This is a genomic window from Rhizobium leguminosarum, assembly GCF_001679785.1.
Classification (GTDB): Bacteria; Pseudomonadota; Alphaproteobacteria; order Rhizobiales; family Rhizobiaceae; genus Rhizobium; species Rhizobium leguminosarum_R.
Map to the genome: position 1 here is coordinate 4,621,972 of NZ_CP016286.1, position 17,057 is coordinate 4,639,028.

The 17,057-nt window shown below is 61.0% G+C and carries 15 protein-coding genes and 1 tRNA gene; 11 read left to right on the forward strand and 5 right to left on the reverse strand.

From position 1 onward, the window contains the following. Positions 1–91: 91 nt before the first annotated feature. The 3 genes from BA011_RS22490 to BA011_RS22500 form a co-directional block, all read right to left on the reverse strand. Complete coding sequence (locus tag BA011_RS22490) at positions 92–367, reverse strand: DUF1778 domain-containing protein (protein WP_065282076.1); 276 nt, start codon at positions 365–367, stop codon at positions 92–94. Between the two features lie 441 nt (positions 368–808). After that, positions 809–884 (reverse strand) — tRNA-Thr (locus BA011_RS22495). A 122-nt stretch (positions 885–1,006) separates the two neighbouring features. Next, positions 1,007–1,966: an NAD(P)H-dependent flavin oxidoreductase gene (locus tag BA011_RS22500; RefSeq protein ID WP_065282077.1), complete on the reverse strand. Its 960-nt coding sequence runs from the start codon at positions 1,964–1,966 to the stop codon at positions 1,007–1,009. Positions 1,967–2,252: 286 nt separating this feature from the next. Between BA011_RS22500 and BA011_RS22505 the strand changes: the two genes are divergently transcribed. Then, on the forward strand, positions 2,253–3,452 hold the full coding sequence (locus tag BA011_RS22505; RefSeq protein WP_065282078.1) for a regulator: 1,200 nt from the start codon (positions 2,253–2,255) through the stop codon (positions 3,450–3,452). A gap of 89 nt (positions 3,453–3,541) precedes the next feature. Here the strand turns inward: BA011_RS22505 and ppk2 are convergent, their stop codons facing one another. Beyond that, positions 3,542–4,423 carry a polyphosphate kinase 2 gene (ppk2, locus tag BA011_RS22510; protein ID WP_065282079.1) on the reverse strand — a complete coding sequence of 294 codons (882 nt, stop codon included), beginning with the start codon at positions 4,421–4,423 and terminating at the stop codon, positions 3,542–3,544. 242 nt (positions 4,424–4,665) lie between these two features. On the opposite strand from ppk2, the gene phoR reads away from it, so the two are divergent. From phoR to phoB, 7 genes are all read left to right on the forward strand, one after another. Further along, positions 4,666–5,889 carry a phosphate regulon sensor histidine kinase PhoR gene (gene phoR, locus BA011_RS22515; protein ID WP_065282631.1) on the forward strand — a complete coding sequence of 408 codons (1,224 nt, stop codon included), beginning with the start codon at positions 4,666–4,668 and terminating at the stop codon, positions 5,887–5,889. Between the two features lie 193 nt (positions 5,890–6,082). Beyond that, positions 6,083–7,117 carry a substrate-binding domain-containing protein gene (locus BA011_RS22520; protein ID WP_065282080.1) on the forward strand — a complete coding sequence of 345 codons (1,035 nt, stop codon included), beginning with the start codon at positions 6,083–6,085 and terminating at the stop codon, positions 7,115–7,117. 162 nt (positions 7,118–7,279) lie between these two features. Continuing rightward, positions 7,280–8,761 carry a phosphate ABC transporter permease subunit PstC gene (pstC, locus tag BA011_RS22525; protein WP_065282081.1) on the forward strand — a complete coding sequence of 494 codons (1,482 nt, stop codon included), beginning with the start codon at positions 7,280–7,282 and terminating at the stop codon, positions 8,759–8,761. Continuing rightward, entirely contained in the window at positions 8,758–10,080 is a 1,323-nt protein-coding gene (gene pstA / locus BA011_RS22530) for a phosphate ABC transporter permease PstA (protein WP_017958847.1), read from the forward strand. The genes pstC and pstA overlap by 4 nt, the downstream gene beginning before the upstream one ends. 15 nt (positions 10,081–10,095) lie before the next feature. Then, the gene (pstB, locus tag BA011_RS22535) at positions 10,096–10,911 is read left to right on the forward strand and encodes a phosphate ABC transporter ATP-binding protein PstB (protein ID WP_017958848.1); all 816 of its coding nucleotides are present in this window, start codon (positions 10,096–10,098) and stop codon (positions 10,909–10,911) included. 44 nt (positions 10,912–10,955) lie between these two features. After that, entirely contained in the window at positions 10,956–11,669 is a 714-nt protein-coding gene (gene phoU, locus BA011_RS22540; RefSeq protein WP_003556199.1) for a phosphate signaling complex protein PhoU, read from the forward strand. A gap of 134 nt (positions 11,670–11,803) precedes the next feature. Continuing rightward, entirely contained in the window at positions 11,804–12,487 is a 684-nt protein-coding gene (gene phoB, locus BA011_RS22545; protein ID WP_010068798.1) for a phosphate regulon transcriptional regulator PhoB, read from the forward strand. Positions 12,488–12,734: 247 nt separating this feature from the next. On the opposite strand, the gene BA011_RS22550 is transcribed toward phoB, so the two are convergent. After that, positions 12,735–13,268, reverse strand: a complete 534-nt coding sequence (locus BA011_RS22550; protein WP_017958849.1) for a GcrA family cell cycle regulator — start codon at positions 13,266–13,268, stop codon at positions 12,735–12,737. A gap of 420 nt (positions 13,269–13,688) precedes the next feature. Here BA011_RS22550 and BA011_RS22555 point away from each other — a divergent pair, with 420 nt between their 5' ends. From BA011_RS22555 to BA011_RS22565, 3 genes are all read left to right on the forward strand, one after another. Continuing rightward, positions 13,689–14,888 carry an aspartate aminotransferase family protein gene (locus tag BA011_RS22555; protein ID WP_065282082.1) on the forward strand — a complete coding sequence of 400 codons (1,200 nt, stop codon included), beginning with the start codon at positions 13,689–13,691 and terminating at the stop codon, positions 14,886–14,888. A gap of 42 nt (positions 14,889–14,930) precedes the next feature. Then, the gene (gene argF / locus BA011_RS22560; protein ID WP_065282083.1) at positions 14,931–15,845 is read left to right on the forward strand and encodes an ornithine carbamoyltransferase; all 915 of its coding nucleotides are present in this window, start codon (positions 14,931–14,933) and stop codon (positions 15,843–15,845) included. A gap of 91 nt (positions 15,846–15,936) precedes the next feature. Beyond that, complete coding sequence (locus BA011_RS22565) at positions 15,937–16,929, forward strand: Hsp33 family molecular chaperone (protein ID WP_065282084.1); 993 nt, start codon at positions 15,937–15,939, stop codon at positions 16,927–16,929. The last annotated feature ends 128 nt before the right edge of the window (positions 16,930–17,057 follow it).

A 17,057-nucleotide genomic window follows, 5' to 3' on the forward strand; every position in this document is an offset into this window, starting at 1 on the left:
TTAGCCACGAATCCAATGAGGGCTTCCCTGATGAGAAGCCCTCAATGATGTGATGATTTGTAATGGGGCAGGGCTTCCGATACGGCAAACGTCAGTCCATCCATTCTACTTTGGTCTGAAAAAGCTTGACCAAGTTGTCTCTGGCTACGCCTGGAGCGGCAAGCTGGTCACTTACAGCGTCAAACACTTCAGCGGATACACCTATGAATCGTTGATCTAGCAACTCTTCTTGCGCGGTATATACAGAGGCTTCGGTCATGAACGCAGTTATGCTCTTTCCACAAACCTCAGCAGCGCGTGCGATTAGATCATGCGTTTCCGGTTCAATTCGAAGATTGACGGTTTTGGTTTTCCTAAGAGCGGACATCATACTTCTCCATCAATCGCACAGGTGAATTGATTTGTGCGACGTACTCGATGAACGTTCGAATACGTCCATGTGTGGTCAATGTAAATACGTTTCCATAAATTTTCAATTACCGAAAAGGTTCCATTTCCGCTAATGCGCTGAAAGCATTTCTGGATTTCTTAATTCATAGGTCCGCGCCGACCTTATGGACGCAGAGGAGGTGCTGGATTCTAAAAATCAGCGCCGTTTCTCAATGCTTCCCCGGAATAGTCGCGTCACTACCGATCGAGCAGCGAACTAACGGGAGCGACAGTTTGAACCTGTGAAGCACGACATTTTATCTGCCTTGCAATCAACGCACTCCTTTCCTAACGAACGGGTAACGGTGGGCTAAAAGGTGGATTGGCGAAAATCGTCAGTGCGAATAGGCAAGAAAAATCAGCCGTTTAAGCTAATAAATGGTGCCGCTTGCAGGACTCGAACCTGCGACCCCATCATTACGAATGATGTGCTCTACCACCTGAGCTAAAGCGGCGTTTCACGGCCGAAGCATGCGGCCTGCGATTTGCATGGCGCTGATACAGCCATTGTTGGAAGATTTCAAGCACCCTGTCATGGCTTTGGCAAAAAAGAGGGGAGGGGCCAAGAAGGCGCGCCTCAGAGCGTCAGCCGGGCGCGCGCCGCCCTGTATTCGGCCTCCAGCCGGTCGACGAGATTTGCCACCGGCTCGACGGCTTTGACGGCGCTGATGCCCTGGCCGCTGCCCCATATGTCCTTCCAGGCCTTGGCGCCGCCGACAGCCTGCTCGAAATCCATCTTCGAGACATCGGCTAAGGGGAGATTGTCCGGGTCCATGCCGGCAGCCACGATCGAGGGCTTGAGATAGTTGCCGTGCACGCCGGTGAAATAGTTGGAATAGACGATATCGCTGGCGGCCCCTTCGACGATCGCCTGCTTGTAGGCGTCTGCGGCGCGGGCTTCTTGCGTTGCGATGAAGGGCGAGCCGATATAGGCCATGTCGGCGCCCATCGCTTCTGCGGCGAGGATGGCGCCGCCGGTTGCGATTGCGCCGGCCAGCAGCAGCGGTCCGTCGAACCATTCGCGGATTTCTTGGGTCAGGGCAAAGGGCGACAGCGTGCCGGCATGGCCGCCGGCGCCTGCCGCGACCGCAATCAGCCCGTCGGCGCCCTTGCGGATCGCCGAATGGGCATGGCGGTTGTTGATAATGTCATGCAGCACGATGCCGCCATAGGAATGCACGGCGGCATTGACCTCGGGCACGGCGCCGAGCGAGGAGATGACGATCGGCACCTTGTATTTGACGCAGAGCGTAAGATCGTGCTCCAGCCGCTTGTTCGACATATGGACGATCTGGTTGACGGCAAAGGGCGCGGCCGGCCGCTCCGGATGGGCGGCGTCGTGGCGGGCGAGCTCCTCGGTAATCTCCGCCAGCCATTCGTCGAGTTGGCTTTCCGGCCGGGCGTTCAATGCCGGAAATGCGCCGACGATGCCCGCCTTGCATTGCGCCAGCGTCAGCGCCGGGTGCGAGATGATGAAGAGCGGCGAGCCGATGACCGGCAGTCTCAATTTGTCCCTCAGGATGGGGGGTAGGGCCATGGTCATCACCTCCATTGACGTTTACGAAAACGTCAATCTCATAACAGAGATGAAAAGGCGATTAAAGACCGGCTGCCATGTCTTCGTCGATTTCGGCCCGAATATATACGTCCGAGAAAGCTAATAGAATAAGGCCCGTAAGCGGTGAAAGCTGCCGATATCCCCGCCGATCGACTGCGGCCGGCCCTCGCAAGGCTTGCGGTTTGCCGCACTTGCCGTTACCGAATTTTGATAGAGAACGGCAGGGATTGCAGTCCAATGCCGAGTTCAAGGTGAAGGACTGAATGTGAGCGGATTAGAAACGGCCATCAGAACAGCGCTCGAGAATTCCGATCGCGACAATCCGGAGGTTCGAGCGAGGATCTATCAGTCGGCCCGCCAGGCGCTGGAAGCCGGCCTGCGCAAGCAGGATATCACCGATTCCGAAGTTGTCGCCCATCACCGCCACCGCCTGGAAAGCACCATTCACGCCATCGAAGGCGAGGAGCGCGACCGCCTTCACCCCCGCCAGAGGCCGCCTGAAGTGCCCGTGCCGCCGGTCGTTGAAATGCCGGCGCCGCCGGTTCCGCGCGGTGATGTGGCCGATATTGACAGCCTTATCGACAGTCCCGTGCCTGTGGGCGAAACCCGCACCCCCGAGGTAGCCTTCAGCCGCGGCGACGAGTCGAGCCTCGACGACGTGCATGCCGGCAATACCGATCATCTCGCTGCCGCTCCCGTCGGCGAGGAACGCCTTGCCCGCGGTCAGCGCGCCACCACCATGGATTTCCGCCCGGAGCGGGCGGCGGGCCGCCGTAAACCGCGCAAATTCTTTTCGCGGCTGCTCGTCTGGTGCGTGTTGCTTGCCTTCATCGGCATCGGCGCCTGGTGGGCGTATACGTCGGGCCTGCTGATGACGGCGGCCGAGCGCGACACCAGCGTCGCCAATCCGCCGGCAAGCACGCAGCCGGAGGATTTTACCGGCAATGACGACAGCGCCGGGAATGCGGGCTCTCACACAGAACAGCCGGTCACCATCGATCCGCAGAACAGTTTCTCGGCTGATTGGATCCCGCTGTTCAAGCCTGAGGACGCCGACAAGATGCAGACCGGCCCGCGGGCGCGCACCGAAAAGATCACCGAGAATGACGGTCCGGCCATTCGGCTGATTTCCGAAAGCGGTGCGGCCGATGGCAATATATCAATCAGCGTGCCGCCGTCGGTGCTGCAGCAGCTGGCCGGCAAATCCTCGACGATCGCGCTGACGCTGCAATCCACCACCGACGAGCCGACGCAGATCACCGTCGAATGCAATTTCCAGACGCTCGGCAATTGCGCCCGCCACCGCTTCAACGTCACCCGGGAAAAATCGGATGCGCTGCTGCAGGTGAAGTTCGACCGCTCGCTCGCGCCGAATTCGCCGGGCACGCTGACGATCAACAGCGATCTCGACGGCAAGGCGCGCGGCATCAACCTCTTCGCCATCCGCATCCTGCCGGGGCAGTAAGGCCGGTCCCGGCAGAGCCGGTGACCTCGGTCTCGGCAGAGCCGGTGACCCCGGCTTCGATTTCAGGAAGCCAGTCTGTTCCGAAAGCTCTACTTCAAAAAGCCTGGCCCTGAGCCGATGATCTCCTCGTCGACCGTGCCGAGCGCTTGTCTGTCCTTGCCGTCATAATCCATCCTGTTCAGCATGTGGCGGATGAGTTCGAGGCGCGCCCGCCGCTTGTCGTTGCCGTGGATCACCGTCCATGGCGCGAAATCCGTATGGGTTTCCTTCAGCATCCGGTTGCGCTTGTCGCTGTAATCGTCCCATTTCGTCAGCGCGGCGATATCCATCGACGACAGTTTCCAGACTTTCAGCGGATCGTGCCGGCGGTCGTGGAAGCGCTTGAGCTGCATCTCGCGGCCGATATCGAGATAGAATTTGAAGAAGAAGATGCCCTCATGGGCGATGATCTTTTCGAGCTGCGGCGCCTGCTTGAGGAAATCCTCATATTGCTGCGGCGTGCAGAAGCCCATGACCGGCTCGACGCCGGCGCGGTTGTACCAGGACCGGTCGAACAGCACGAATTCGCCGGCCGTCGGAAACTGCGCGACATAGCGCTGGAAATACCATTGCCCCTGCTCGCGATCGGTCGGCTTGGTCAGCGCCACGACGCGCGCTAGGCGTGGGTTCATATTCGCCGAGGAGGCCGAAATCGCGCCGCCCTTGCCGGCAGCGTCGCGCCCTTCGAACAGCGCCATCACCCGCTTGCCGGTCGCCTGCAGCCAGAACTGCACCTTGACGAGTTCGATCTGCAGCTTTTCCAGCTGCTCCAGATAGTCCTCCTCCTTGAGCTTCTTCTTGTGGGGAAAGTCGCCGGATTCCAGCGCGCGTTCCTCCACCCAGGCCGGCAGAGTGGGATCGTCGACATCGAAGATGCGCTTCTTTCCGCGGATCTCCAGCTCCACGGCCCTGTTTTCGACGTCCTCGTCCATATCAGCCTCCACAGCCCGATCGCTTCTCTTCCTGCAAGCGAACATATTTACCGTTGAAAATCAAATCTTTCGCAACCCGCCGGCATTTTTTCGTGGGTTTCGGCTGCGGTCTTTCGCATCTGAGCGGCAGCCCGAAAACTTCTGTCATGAATTGCCGCTATCAGGCAGAGTTCCAATATAAGAAAAACGAATCGACGCCGCGAGGGCACTTGCCAGACGAAACTCCATGGAGAAAAAGCCTGTTGGCGCGCATCCGGCGCGAACGGCCGGTGCTGCTTGCGGCAATCCTCAGCGCGCTCGCCGCGCTTGCCGCCGGCATGAACAAGTGGGTTGTGCTTGTCCTCCTGCTTGTGATGATCCTCACGGCGCTTTTCAACGAGGCGCCAATCATCAAGGCCGAGCCGGCACCGCCGGTGGAGATCGAGCCGGAAGCGCCGCCAAGCCGGCTGCCTGAAGTTTCCGCCACGCTCTCCGGCCTCGATATCCCCGTCATGGTGCTGTCGGACGACGCCTCGGTGCTCTTCCAGAACCGCGCTGCCGAAAAGGCCTTCGGCGAGGTGGCGCTCGGCGCCCATATATCGGCCCGTATGCGCTCGCCCGGCGTGCTCGACATGGTGCGCGAAACCATCGCCACCAACGCACCGAACCAGATCGAGCATTCCGAGCGGCTGCCGTCCGAGCGCGTCTATATCGTGCGCAGCGCTCCTGTCGAATTCGCGGCCGATGACGGCCCGCATGAACGTTATTTCATCCTGTCCTTCCGCGATATTTCAGAGGTCCGCCGCATCGACCGGATGCGCTCGGATTTTGTCGCCAATGCCAGCCATGAGTTGCGCACGCCGCTTGCCTCGCTGCGCGGCTTCATCGAGACCATCCAGGGACCGGCGAAGAACGATCTGAAGGCGCAGGCGCGTTTCCTCAACATCATGCTCGACCAGACGACGCGCATGAGCCGGCTGGTCGACGACCTGCTGTCGCTCTCCCGCCTGGAGCTGAAATCGCACATTGCGCCTGATGAGAAGATCGATCTGGTGCCGCTGCTTGGCCATGTCAGGGACGCGCTTGTGCCGCTGGCCAGGGATGTCGGCGTCGACATCAATCTGCATCTGCCCGACGGCAAGGTCGAGGTGCTGGGCGACCGCGACGAACTTGTCCAGGTCTTCGAGAACCTGATGGAAAATGCCTGCAAATACGGCCAGGAGGGCGAGATCGTCGATGTCTGGCTGAAAAACGGCACCGGCCAGCCGGTCGAGGTCAGCATCGTCGACAGGGGCCCGGGCATCCCGGCCGAGCATGTGCCGCGGCTGACGGAGCGCTTCTACCGGGTCAGCATCGAGGACAGCCGGTCGAAAAAGGGCACCGGCCTCGGCCTTGCCATCGTCAAACACATCCTCACCCGCCACCGGGCGCGGCTGATCGTCAAGTCGGAAGTCGGCAAAGGCACCGATTTTACCGTCCGCTTCTAACGATATGTCGCAACACTTATACGTTGCATAATTTTATCATTTTAAATCAACAACTTATATTGTCACAAATGTTTCATCGATTTGACATAAAAGGACGAGGCTTCAAGAGCTAAGAGAGTCCCGCCGATGAAAAAAGGCAATGCGAGGGCCTCTCTAAGGCCGCACTCACACAAGCCCAATGCGGGAGATTTACATGAACACCTTCAAGCTCACCGTTGCCGCGCTCGCTGCAACTGCTGCTTTCGCTGGCGCTGCCGTCGCCCGCGACCAGATTCAGGTCGCTGGTTCGTCCACCGTCCTGCCTTACGCAAAGATCGTTGCCGAGTCCTTCGGCGAAACCTTCACCAACTTCAAGACGCCGGTCGTCGAATCCGGCGGCTCGGGCGCTGGCCTGAAGGAATTCTGCAAGGGCGTTGGTGAAGACACCATCGATATTGCGAATTCATCGCGTCCGATCAACAAGAACGAACTGGAAGCCTGCAAGGCTGCCGGCGTAACCGACATCCAGGAAGTCAAGATCGGTTATGACGGCATCGTCTTCGCAACCGACGCTTCCAACCCCGATCTCGCTTACGTTCCTGCCGACATCTACAAGGCCCTCGCAGCCCAGGTCGTCGTCGATGGCAAGCTCGTCGCCAACCCCTACAAGAAGTGGTCGGAAGTCAACCCGAAGCTTCCGGCTGTTGATATTGCTGCCTACATTCCGGGCGAAAAGCACGGCACCCGCGAAGTCTTCGAACAGAACGTTCTCGCTGCCGGCTGCAAGGCCTCTGGCGCAACCGACGTCATCGCCAAGGAAATCGCCGAGAAGGCTGCCCAGGGCAAGGCCTGCGTCGCAGTCCGCAAGGACGGCGCCGCCGTTGACATCGACGGCGACTATCCGGAAACCCTGGCGCGCATCGCCGCCAACAAGACCGGCGTCGGCGTATTCGGCCTTTCCTTCTATGAAAACAACGCCGACAAGCTCAAGGTTGCTTCGATGAGCGGTATCGTTCCGTCCACCGAAACGATCGCCAACGGCACTTACCCGGTTTCCCGCCCGCTGTTCTTCTACGTCAAGAAGGCACATCTCGGCGCTGTTCCGGGCCTGAAGGAATACGTCAACTTCTTCGTATCCGACCAGATGATCGGCCCTGACAGCCCGCTCGTCGAATACGGCCTCGTTGCCGCTCCGGATGCCGAGCGCGAAGCGATCCGCAAGGAAGTCGAAGCCGGTAAGGCTATGTAATGACTTTTGCCGGCGCGGTGCCTTTCAGCCCGCGCCGGCATTGCTTATGTCCCTGCCGGGCATGTCCGCTGCAGGGTTGAATTCCTTCTCCATGATTGGAAGCTGAAGGCAGCTGACGAAGCTGCCGGGCTTTTTGGGGCTATGGGCCTGGGGACGTAACGAATGAGCACATCCATCATACTTTTGTGCCTTGTGGTGATCGGAGTCGCCGCCTATCTGGTCGCGCGCAACCGTGCCACGGCGCTTGCCGGAGGCAGATCCTCCGCACTGCATTCACGGCCGGCCTATTACGGCGCCTATGCGGCGATCTGGGCAGTTCTTCCCGCCCTCATCGTCCTTGGCCTCTGGCTCTCCATCAGCCCCGGCATCATCCAGTCTTCGGTTCGCAGCGCTTTCCCTGACGACATCAAGGCTCAGGTCTCGGTCGAGCAGGATCTTGGTTATTCGACGGTGGCGACGGTCGCCCGCGGCCTGACGATGCTGACCTCGGATGAAACTGCGGCGGTCGGCAACGATCCAGCTGCGCTTCAGGCCAAGCTCCTGGAAAAGGGCGTGCCGCTTGCCGGCCAGCCGCTGCCTTACATGATCGACGCCGCCAGGACGCTCAACGCCATGAGCATGACGAGCCGCATCGCCATGACGGCGATCGTCTTCGCGCTCGCCGTTGCCGGCGCCTTCTATGCGCTGCGCTCCATCGCTCCGCGCTTCCGCGCCCGCAACCGGGTCGAGCGCGTCATGCTCTGGGGCCTGCTGCTTGCCTCCTCGATCGCCATTCTGACGACGATCGGCATCGTGCTCTCCATGCTGTCGGAAGCCGCCCGCTTCTTTACGGCCGTTCCCGCCATGGACTTCTTCTTCGGCACCGTCTGGGATCCGCGCTTTGCCGGCGCCGGCAGCTCGTCCTTCGGTCAGTTCGGGCTGATCCCGCTGCTGCTCGGCACGATCTATATCGGCCTGGTCGCCATGCTGGTCGCCGTGCCGGTCGGCCTCTTTGCCGCCATCTACATGGCCGAATACGCCTCGATGAAGGTGCGCTCGATCGCCAAGCCGCTCCTCGAAGTGCTCGCCGGCATTCCGACGATCGTCTATGGCTTCTTCGCGCTCGTCACCGTCGGCCCGTTCCTGCGCGATTTCTCCGCTCAGGTCAGCGGTCTTCTGTCCGGCAACTATAGCAACTTCATTCAGGCGCAGAGCGTTCTGACGGCCGGTATCGTCATGGGCATCATGCTGATCCCTTACGTGTCCTCGCTGTCGGACGATATCATCACCGCCGTGCCGGGGTCCCTGCGTGACGGTTCGCTCGGTCTTGGTGCCACACGCTCCGAAACCGTCAAGAAAGTGGTCTTGCCCGCAGCCCTTCCCGGCATCGTCGGCGCATTGCTGATGACTGCCTCGCGCGCCGTCGGCGAAACCATGATCGTCGTGCTGGCCGCCGGTGTGGCAGCCCGCATCCAGATCAACCCCTTCGAGCCGATGACGACGGTGACGGTCAAGATCGTCAACCAGCTGACCGGCGACCTTGAGTTCACCTCTCCGCAGACGCTGGTTGCCTTTGCCCTTGGCATCACCCTGTTCTGCATCACGCTTTGCCTCAATATCTACGCGCTCTACATCGTGCGCAAATACCGGGAGCAGTACGAATGACGGATATTGTTTCTCCCACATCAGGCGTCACCGTTTCCAAGGCGCCCGCGCGCCGCGATATCGGCATCAAGCGCCGCTATGCCGCCGAGCGCCGGTTCCAGGCCTATGGCATCGCCGCCATCACCTTCGGTCTCGTCTTCCTCTTCATCCTGCTGTGGACGGTGATCGGCAAAGGTTATACCGCCTTCCAGCAGACGGCGATCACCCTGCCGATCGAATTCGTCGAGAAGACGATCGACCCCGACAATAAGCGCGCGACCGACCCTTCGGTGCTGATCGCCGCCAACTATCCGGTTCTCCTGCGTGACGCGATCGTCAAGCAGCTGAACATCAATGCCTCGAGCCGTCCCGACGTGCGCGATGCATCCGCCATGCTGTCGAAAAGCGCGCCGATCCAGCTGCGCGATATGGTGATCGCCGATCCGTCGATCATCGGCAAGACGGTCAATGTCACGGTGCTCGCCGACGCCAATGTCGACAGCGCCAACAAGGCCCAGATCGACCTCTCGGTCGATGAGAAGAACCGCAAGGTCAACGACAAGCAGGTCGGCTGGATGAACGAACTGAAGGCGAGCGGCGCTCTCCACAAGCAGTTCAACACCGGCCTTTTCGTCAATGGCAATTCCAGCCGTCCGGAGGCCGCAGGCCTTGGCGTCGCCCTGATCGGCTCGCTCTACCTGATGCTGATCGTGCTCGTGCTCGCTCTGCCGATCGGCGTCGCCGCCTCGATCTATCTCGAGGAGTTTGCGCCGAAGAACAAGCTGACGGACCTGATCGAGGTCAACATCAACAACCTCGCCGCGGTGCCTTCGATCGTCTACGGTCTGCTCGGTCTTTCCGTCTTCATCAACTTCATCGGCCTGCCGCGCTCGGCCTCGCTGGTCGGCGGCCTGGTGCTGACGCTGATGACCCTGCCGACGATCATCATCGCGACGCGTGCGGCACTGCGCGCCGTGCCGCCGTCGATCCGCGCCGCAGCGCTCGGCCTTGGCGCTTCGAAGATGCAGATGGTGTTCCACCATGTGCTGCCGCTCGCCATGCCGGGCATCCTGACCGGCACGATCATCGGCCTGGCGCACGCGCTCGGCGAAACCGCGCCGCTGCTGCTGATCGGCATGGTCGCCTTCGTCGCCAACGCGCCGACGACACCGCTCGATCCCTCGACGGCTCTGCCCGTACAGGTCTATATGTGGGCCAACGAGGCAGAACGTGCCTTCGTTGAGCGTACTTCGGGTGCCATCATCGTCCTGCTCCTGTTCCTGATCGTCATGAACATGGGCGCCATCCTCTTGCGTCGTCGCTTCGAGCGCCGCTGGTAAACGGAGTTACACATCATGAACATGTTGACGGAAGCTGCAGTTGAAAAGGCGCTGGATCAGAAGATGAGCAACGTCCCTTATAAGATGATCGGAAAGGATGTCTCGGTTTACTACGGCGAAAAGCGCGCGCTTTTCGATGTGAACCTGAACGTCCGCGAAAACACCGTAACCGCCCTGATCGGCCCGTCCGGCTGCGGTAAGTCGACCTTTCTGCGGTGCCTCAACCGCATGAACGATACGATCGACGGCTGCCGCGTCACCGGCAAGATCACGCTTGATACCGACGATGTCTATGATCCCGATATTGACGTCGTCGAACTTCGCGCCCGCGTCGGCATGGTCTTCCAGAAGCCGAACCCGTTCCCGAAGACGATCTATGAAAACGTCTCCTACGGCCCGCGCATCCATGGCCTTGCCAAGTCGAAGGCCGACCTCGACCAGATCGTCGAAACCAGCCTGCAGCGCGCCGGCCTCTGGAACGAGGTCAAGGACCGCGTGCATGAATCCGGCACCGGCCTGTCCGGCGGCCAGCAACAGCGCCTCTGCATTGCGCGTGCCGTCGCCGTCAGCCCTGAAGTCATCCTGATGGACGAGCCCTGCTCGGCGCTCGATCCGATCGCCACCGCCAAGGTCGAGGAACTGATCCACGAGCTGCGCGAGAACTACACGATCGTCATCGTCACCCACTCCATGCAGCAGGCCGCGCGTGTCTCGCAGCGCACCGCCATGTTCCACCTCGGCAATCTCGTCGAGGAGAACGACACCGACAAGATGTTCACCAATCCCGACGATCCGCGCACCCAGGACTACATCATGGGTCGCTTCGGTTGATTTTGGCGACACCAAGCCTTCCCGTTATTCGAGGATAAAGCCCCATGGCATCGACACATATTTTTTCTGCCTACGATGATGATCTGAAGTTCCTGTCCAGGCGGATTTCCGAAATGGGCGGCCTGGCCGAGCAGATGGTCAGCGAAGCCGTCCGCGCCCTCGTCAACGGCGATACCGCGCTGGCGCAGAAGGTCATCTCCGACGATGTGATCCTCGATCACGCCGAACGCGAAATCGGCGACAAGGCGATCGTCACCATCGCCCGCCGTCAGCCGATGGCCTCGGACCTGCGTGAAATCATGGGTTCGATCCGCATCGCCGCCGATCTCGAACGCGTCGGCGACCTCGGCAAAAACACCGCCAAGCGCGTCATCGCCGTCCAAAGCACCGGCGTTCCCCGTAAGCTCGCCCGCGGCCTCGAGCATCTGTCCGAGCTGGCGCTCGTCCAGCTCAAGGAAGTGCTCGATGTCTACACCAATCGTTCAGCCGACAAGGCGAATGCGATCCGTGAACGCGACAACGAGATCGACGCGATGTACACCTCGCTGTTTCGCGAACTCCTGACCTACATGATGGAAGATCCGCGCAACATCACCAGCTGCACGCATCTTCTCTTCTGCGCCAAGAACATCGAGCGCATCGGCGACCATGCCACCAACATCGCCGAGACGATCTTTTACATGACGACAGGCGCACAGCCGGAAGGCGATCGTCCGAAGGACGACAGCGCCAACACCGTCGGCGCGGTCACGGAATAACCGCCCGCATAGTTAGTTGCGTGCGCGCCCGTCCGGGGCGCGCAAAGAGGTCGCAGCCAATTTCTGAATTTGCGCAGGATGAATTGCTTAAATCACCCCTGATTTAAGGATGATGCGCGAGGAGACCGACACGCATGATCCCGAGAGTTGCAGTTGTTGAAGACGAGGAAGCCCTCAGCGTGCTTCTTCGCTACAATCTCGAAGCGGAAGGCTTCGAGGTCGATACCATCCTTCGTGGCGACGAAGCCGAAATGAGGCTTCAGGAGCGCACGCCCGATCTTCTCATCCTCGATTGGATGCTGCCGGGGGTCTCCGGCATCGAGCTCTGCCGGCGCCTGCGCATGCGGCCGGAAACCGAGCGACTGCCGATCATCATGCTGACGGCGCGCGGCGAGGAGAGCGAGCGCGTCCGCGGATTGTCGACGGGCGCCGACGATTATGTCGTCAAGCCCTTCTCGACCCCCGAGCTCGTTGCCCGCGTCAAGGCGATGCTGCGCCGCGCCCGTCCCGAGGTGCTGTCGACGGTGCTGAAATGCGGCGATATCGAGCTTGACCGCGAAACCCATCGCGTCCATCGCAAGAGCCGCGAAGTCCGCCTCGGCCCCACCGAATTCCGCCTGCTGGAATTCCTGATGTCGTCGCCGGGCCGGGTCTTCTCCCGCTCGCAGCTTCTCGATGGCGTCTGGGGCCACGATATCTATGTTGACGAGCGCACCGTCGACGTCCATGTCGGCCGCCTGCGCAAGGCGCTGAATTTCTCCAACATGCAGGACGTCATCCGCACCGTCCGCGGCGCCGGTTATTCGATGGAAGCCTGAGGGCTTCCATATGAGCCTGCTGACAAATCCCTGGCAAAACCTGCGACGTCATCCTCGGCTTTGTGCCGAGGATCTGCACACGCCAAGTTAAGTATTTGAAAATAAAGTTTTTCCGTCAAAGCAATTGAGGTGATCAGATGCTCGGCACAAGGCCGAGCATGACGGAGGAACCTGAGCTCACATCCACTCGCATAAAAAAACGGGCCACTCGGCCCGTTTTCTGCATTCTAACGATGGTTGCCCGCGTTCAGCTGGCCCGCGCCGCTGCCCGGCGGCGTTCATTCACCGGCTGGTAGGCGAGCTTCTGGTGATAGCCGCAATAAGGCGAATTGTCGGGGGACTCGCAGCCGCAGAAATGGAAGTCGTCCTTCAGCGGATCGCCGACCGGCCACTTGCAGGTGCGTTCGGTCAGTTCCGTCAGGCCGAGGCGGCGCGAAATCGGCACCACCACGTTGCCTCTCGGCACGTATTCCATTTCCTCGATCGTTTCGATCTCGATCTCTTCCTTCAGCATCGTCGCGCCCTGCTGGCGGGTGACGGTGCGGGTCGTGATCCGCGAGGTGTAGTTCGGTGCGCGCGGCGCCGATGTGTTGCGCTTCGGCGTTCGCGCCGCAGTGTTGGTGCCGCCGGCCTTGGCACGGCCGGGAAGGCACAGCCGGTGCACTTTGCCGATGACCGCGTTTCTGCTGACCCCGCCAAGTTGTGCCGCGATCTGGCTGGCGCTCAGTCCTTCGGCCCAAAGCTTCTTGAGTTTCTCGACCCGCTCGTCTGTCCAGTTCATGCCCTGTCTCCACCTTTTGCGTTGGTGATGGCAGAATCCCTCACCGTTGTCCCGGGAGCTCCGAAACAAGAAACGCTTGATCAATTTTGGTGACTAGTTCCGCCGCATGCAGTCTAGTAATTGATCTTTAACCTAGTGTGAGCCTGACTCCGTGACAAGAGTCGCATGAATCCGGATGAATCGAATTCGTAGTTTTCCCCAACTTGCTGCCCCTGCGTGTCATTTCTGCAATAATGCCTGTTGATGACTGAAAATGCCGCTGTACACCCTTGCTGCATACGCTAAGGGCGCAGTTTTGTTGACATTGCAGCGCGAAAAGGAAATAGTGCCACTCGCCGCCGCAAGGCGGCATTTTTGATTTTTCGGGCCTGGTTTCCTTAGCCGGAGTCATTGCCCGGCAACTTTGATGGAGATCGCGCCATGGCTGAAGCCGCGCCGCTTTATGACACCTATTCTCGTGCCCCGCTGCGGTTCGAGCGAGGCGAGGGCGTATGGCTGGTCACCGAAACTGGCGAGCGATATCTCGATTTCGGCGCCGGCGTCGCCGTCACCTCCGTTGGCCACAGCAATCCGCATGTGGTCGGTGCATTGAAGGAGCAGGCCGACAAGGTCTGGCACCTGTCGAACATCTATGAGATCCCCGGCCAGGAGCGTCTGGCAAAACGGCTGACCGACGCCACTTTCGCCGACAAGGTGTTCTTCACCAACTCAGGCGCCGAGGCGCTCGAATGCGCAATCAAGACGGCGCGCCGCTATCAGTTTTCCAAGGGCCATCCCGAGCGTTTCCATATCATCACCTTCGAAGGCGCCTTCCACGGACGGACGCTGGCGACGATCGCCGCCGGCGGCCAGGAAAAATATCTCGAAGGTTTCGGTCCCAAGGCGCCGGGTTTCGATCAGGTGGCTTTCGGCGACATCGAAGCGGTCCGCGCCGCGATCACCGAGGCGACGGCTGCCATCCTCATCGAGCCCGTGCAGGGCGAGGGCGGCGTCCGTCCTGCCACGCCTGAGTTCATGAAGGCGCTTCGCCAGCTCTGCGACGAGAACGGCCTGCTGTTGATCCTCGACGAGGTTCAGACCGGCGTCGGCCGAACCGGCAAGCTCTTCGCCCATGAATGGTCTGGCATCACCCCCGACATCATGGCTGTCGCCAAGGGCATCGGCGGCGGTTTCCCGCTCGGCGCCTGCCTCGCAACGGCCGAGGCCGCCTCCGGCATGAAGGCCGGCACGCATGGCTCGACCTATGGCGGCAATCCGCTCGCCATGGCCGTCGGCAGCGCCGTGCTCGACATCATCCTTGCCGATGGCTTCCTCCAGCAGGTGCGCGACGTAGCACTTGTCTTCCGCCAGGGCCTCGCCTCGCTGAAGGATCGTTATCCCGACGTGATCGAAGATGTGCGCGGCGAGGGCCTTTTGCTCGGCATCAAGGCTGCCGTTCCCTCAGCCGAACTGCTGCAGGCGATCCGCGCCGCCCATCTGCTCGGCGTGCCTGCCGGCGACAACGTCATCCGCCTTCTTCCGCCGCTCGTGGTCACCGCCGAGGAAGCCCGCGAGGGCCTTGCCCGCGTCGAACGCGCCGCCGAGAGCATTCGCGCCTCCAAGGTCAAGAAGACGGCTTGAAGAGATTGCCGCCTTCGGGCGCAGCACAGGTAAGAAGACGATATGAGCCCTAAACATTTCCTCGATCTTTCGGCGGTCACATCAGCCGATCTCAGAACCATCATGAACGATGCGCTTTCCCGCAAGCAGGCCTTCAAGGCAGGCCAGGGCGACAAGCCGCTCGCCGGCAAGATGCTGGCGATGATCTTCGAGAAGCCGTCGACGCGCACCCGCGTCTCCTTCGACGTCGGCATGCGCCAGCTCGGCGGCGAAACGCTGTTCCTGTCCGGCACCGAGATGCAGCTCGGCCGCGCCGAGACGATCGGCGACACCGCCAAGGTGCTGTCGCGCTATGTCGATGCGATCATGATCCGCACCACCGAGCATTCCAGGCTGCTGGAGCTTGCCCAGCATGCGACCGTGCCCGTGATCAATGCGCTGACGGATGACACCCATCCCTGCCAGATCATGGCCGATATCATGACCTTCGAAGAGCATCGCGGCCCGATCAAGGGCAAGACCATCGCCTGGACCGGCGACGGCAACAATGTGCTGCATTCGCTGGTCGAGGGTGCCGCGCGTTTCGGCTATCGCATGAACATGGCCGTGCCCCTTGGCTCGGAGCCAAAGGATCACTATCTGAACTGGGCCCGCAATGAGGGCGCCGAAATCATGCTTTGCCATGATGCCGACCGTGCGGTCGCCGGCGTCGATTGCGTGGTGACCGATACCTGGGTCTCCATGAATCAGGAACATCGGGCCCGGGGTCACAATGTCTTCCAGCCTTATCAGGTCAACGCGGCCTTGATGGCGAAAGCCGGCAATGATGCATTGTTCATGCATTGCCTGCCCGCCCATCGCGGTGAGGAAGTGACGGATGATGTGATTGACGGTCCGCAGTCCGTGGTCTTCGATGAGGCGGAAAACCGTCTTCATGCGCAGAAGTCCATTCTTGCTTGGTGCCTGGGCGCGATCTGAACCATAATCGGACGTCGAGAGTGAAAGATCTCGCGACCGCGCGAGCGAAGGGCACGCTGGCCCATCGCTCTGAAAACTAGGAGTGAAAGCCATGGCAGAAGCTGCAGCCGCCCTCGGCCAGTTCGATTTCGCCGGCGATGACCATGTCGTCCCTTTCCAGGTGGAGGGGCTGGATGTGCGCGGCCGCGCCGTCCAGCTCGGCCCGATGCTCGATGCGATCCTAGAGCGCCATCATTATCCGGCACCCGTTGCCCGGCTGCTTGCCGAAGTCGTCGTGCTGACGGTGCTGCTTGGTACCTCGCTGAAGTTCGACGGCAAGTTCACGGTGCAGACCAAGGGCGACGGCCCGGTCGATCTTCTCGTCGCCGATTTCTCGACGCCGGAAAATGTCCGCGCCTATGCCCGTTTCGATCAGGCGCTGCTCAACAAGGCAATCGAGGCGGGTGAAACCGAGCCGGAGCAATTGCTCGGCAAGGGCGTGCTCGCCTTCACCATCGACCAGGGCAAGTTCAGTCAGCCCTACCAGGGCATCGTTCCGCTCGACGGCACCACGCTGGAAGAAATTGCCGGCGTCTATTTCCGCCAATCGGAGCAGATCCCGACGCGCGTGCGCCTCGCCGCGGCCGAACTCTTCGATCGCGACGATGCGGGCAAGCCGCGCCATCGCTGGCGGGCCGGCGGCCTCGTCGCCCAGTTCCTGCCGGAAGCGCCGGAGCGCATGCGCCAGCCGGATCTCCACGGCGGCGACGGCGACACCGGCAGCCGCCCGCATGGCGAGGACGATGCCTGGCTCGAAGCCCGTTCGCTGGTCGAGACCATCGACGCCGATGAACTCACCGATCCGCTTGTCGGCACCGAGCGGCTGCTGTTCCGCCTGTTCCACGAACGCGGCGTCCGCGTCTACGAACCGCGCGCCGTCTTCGACCGCTGCAGCTGCTCGCGCGACAAGATCAAGGGCGTGCTGAAGGGCTTCTCGGCCGAGGAGATCGAGGCCAGCCAGGAAGATGGCGAAATCGCCGTGACCTGCGAATTCTGCTCGACCACTTACCGCTTCGAGCCGGCCGAGCTTCAGCCGGCGGAATAGGCGCGGTTCGCGCGAATGGCTGCCCCTCACCCTAACCCTCTCCCCGTAAACGGGGCGAGGGGACGTGCCTTGCGAGAGGTGGGCGAGGAACGGAGATGTCGGCGGCATGGTCCCTTCGCCCCGTTTAC

What these genes read in the sequence shown, in the direction of transcription:
- BA011_RS22490 (WP_065282076.1), bottom strand. Translation starts at nt 367, where the DNA reads ATGTCCGCTCTTAGGAAAACCAAAACCGTCAATCTTCGAATTGAACCG.
- BA011_RS22500 (WP_065282077.1), bottom strand. Translation starts at nt 1,966, where the DNA reads ATGGCCCTACCCCCCATCCTGAGGGACAAATTGAGACTGCCGGTCATC.
- ppk2 (WP_065282079.1), bottom strand. Translation starts at nt 4,423, where the DNA reads ATGGACGAGGACGTCGAAAACAGGGCCGTGGAGCTGGAGATCCGCGGA.
- BA011_RS22520 (WP_065282080.1), top strand. Translation starts at nt 6,083, where the DNA reads ATGAACACCTTCAAGCTCACCGTTGCCGCGCTCGCTGCAACTGCTGCT.
- pstC (WP_065282081.1), top strand. Translation starts at nt 7,280, where the DNA reads ATGAGCACATCCATCATACTTTTGTGCCTTGTGGTGATCGGAGTCGCC.
- pstA (WP_017958847.1), top strand. Translation starts at nt 8,758, where the DNA reads ATGACGGATATTGTTTCTCCCACATCAGGCGTCACCGTTTCCAAGGCG.
- pstB (WP_017958848.1), top strand. Translation starts at nt 10,096, where the DNA reads ATGAACATGTTGACGGAAGCTGCAGTTGAAAAGGCGCTGGATCAGAAG.
- phoU (WP_003556199.1), top strand. Translation starts at nt 10,956, where the DNA reads ATGGCATCGACACATATTTTTTCTGCCTACGATGATGATCTGAAGTTC.
- phoB (WP_010068798.1), top strand. Translation starts at nt 11,804, where the DNA reads ATGATCCCGAGAGTTGCAGTTGTTGAAGACGAGGAAGCCCTCAGCGTG.
- BA011_RS22550 (WP_017958849.1), bottom strand. Translation starts at nt 13,268, where the DNA reads ATGAACTGGACAGACGAGCGGGTCGAGAAACTCAAGAAGCTTTGGGCC.
- BA011_RS22555 (WP_065282082.1), top strand. Translation starts at nt 13,689, where the DNA reads ATGGCTGAAGCCGCGCCGCTTTATGACACCTATTCTCGTGCCCCGCTG.
- argF (WP_065282083.1), top strand. Translation starts at nt 14,931, where the DNA reads ATGAGCCCTAAACATTTCCTCGATCTTTCGGCGGTCACATCAGCCGAT.
- BA011_RS22565 (WP_065282084.1), top strand. Translation starts at nt 15,937, where the DNA reads ATGGCAGAAGCTGCAGCCGCCCTCGGCCAGTTCGATTTCGCCGGCGAT.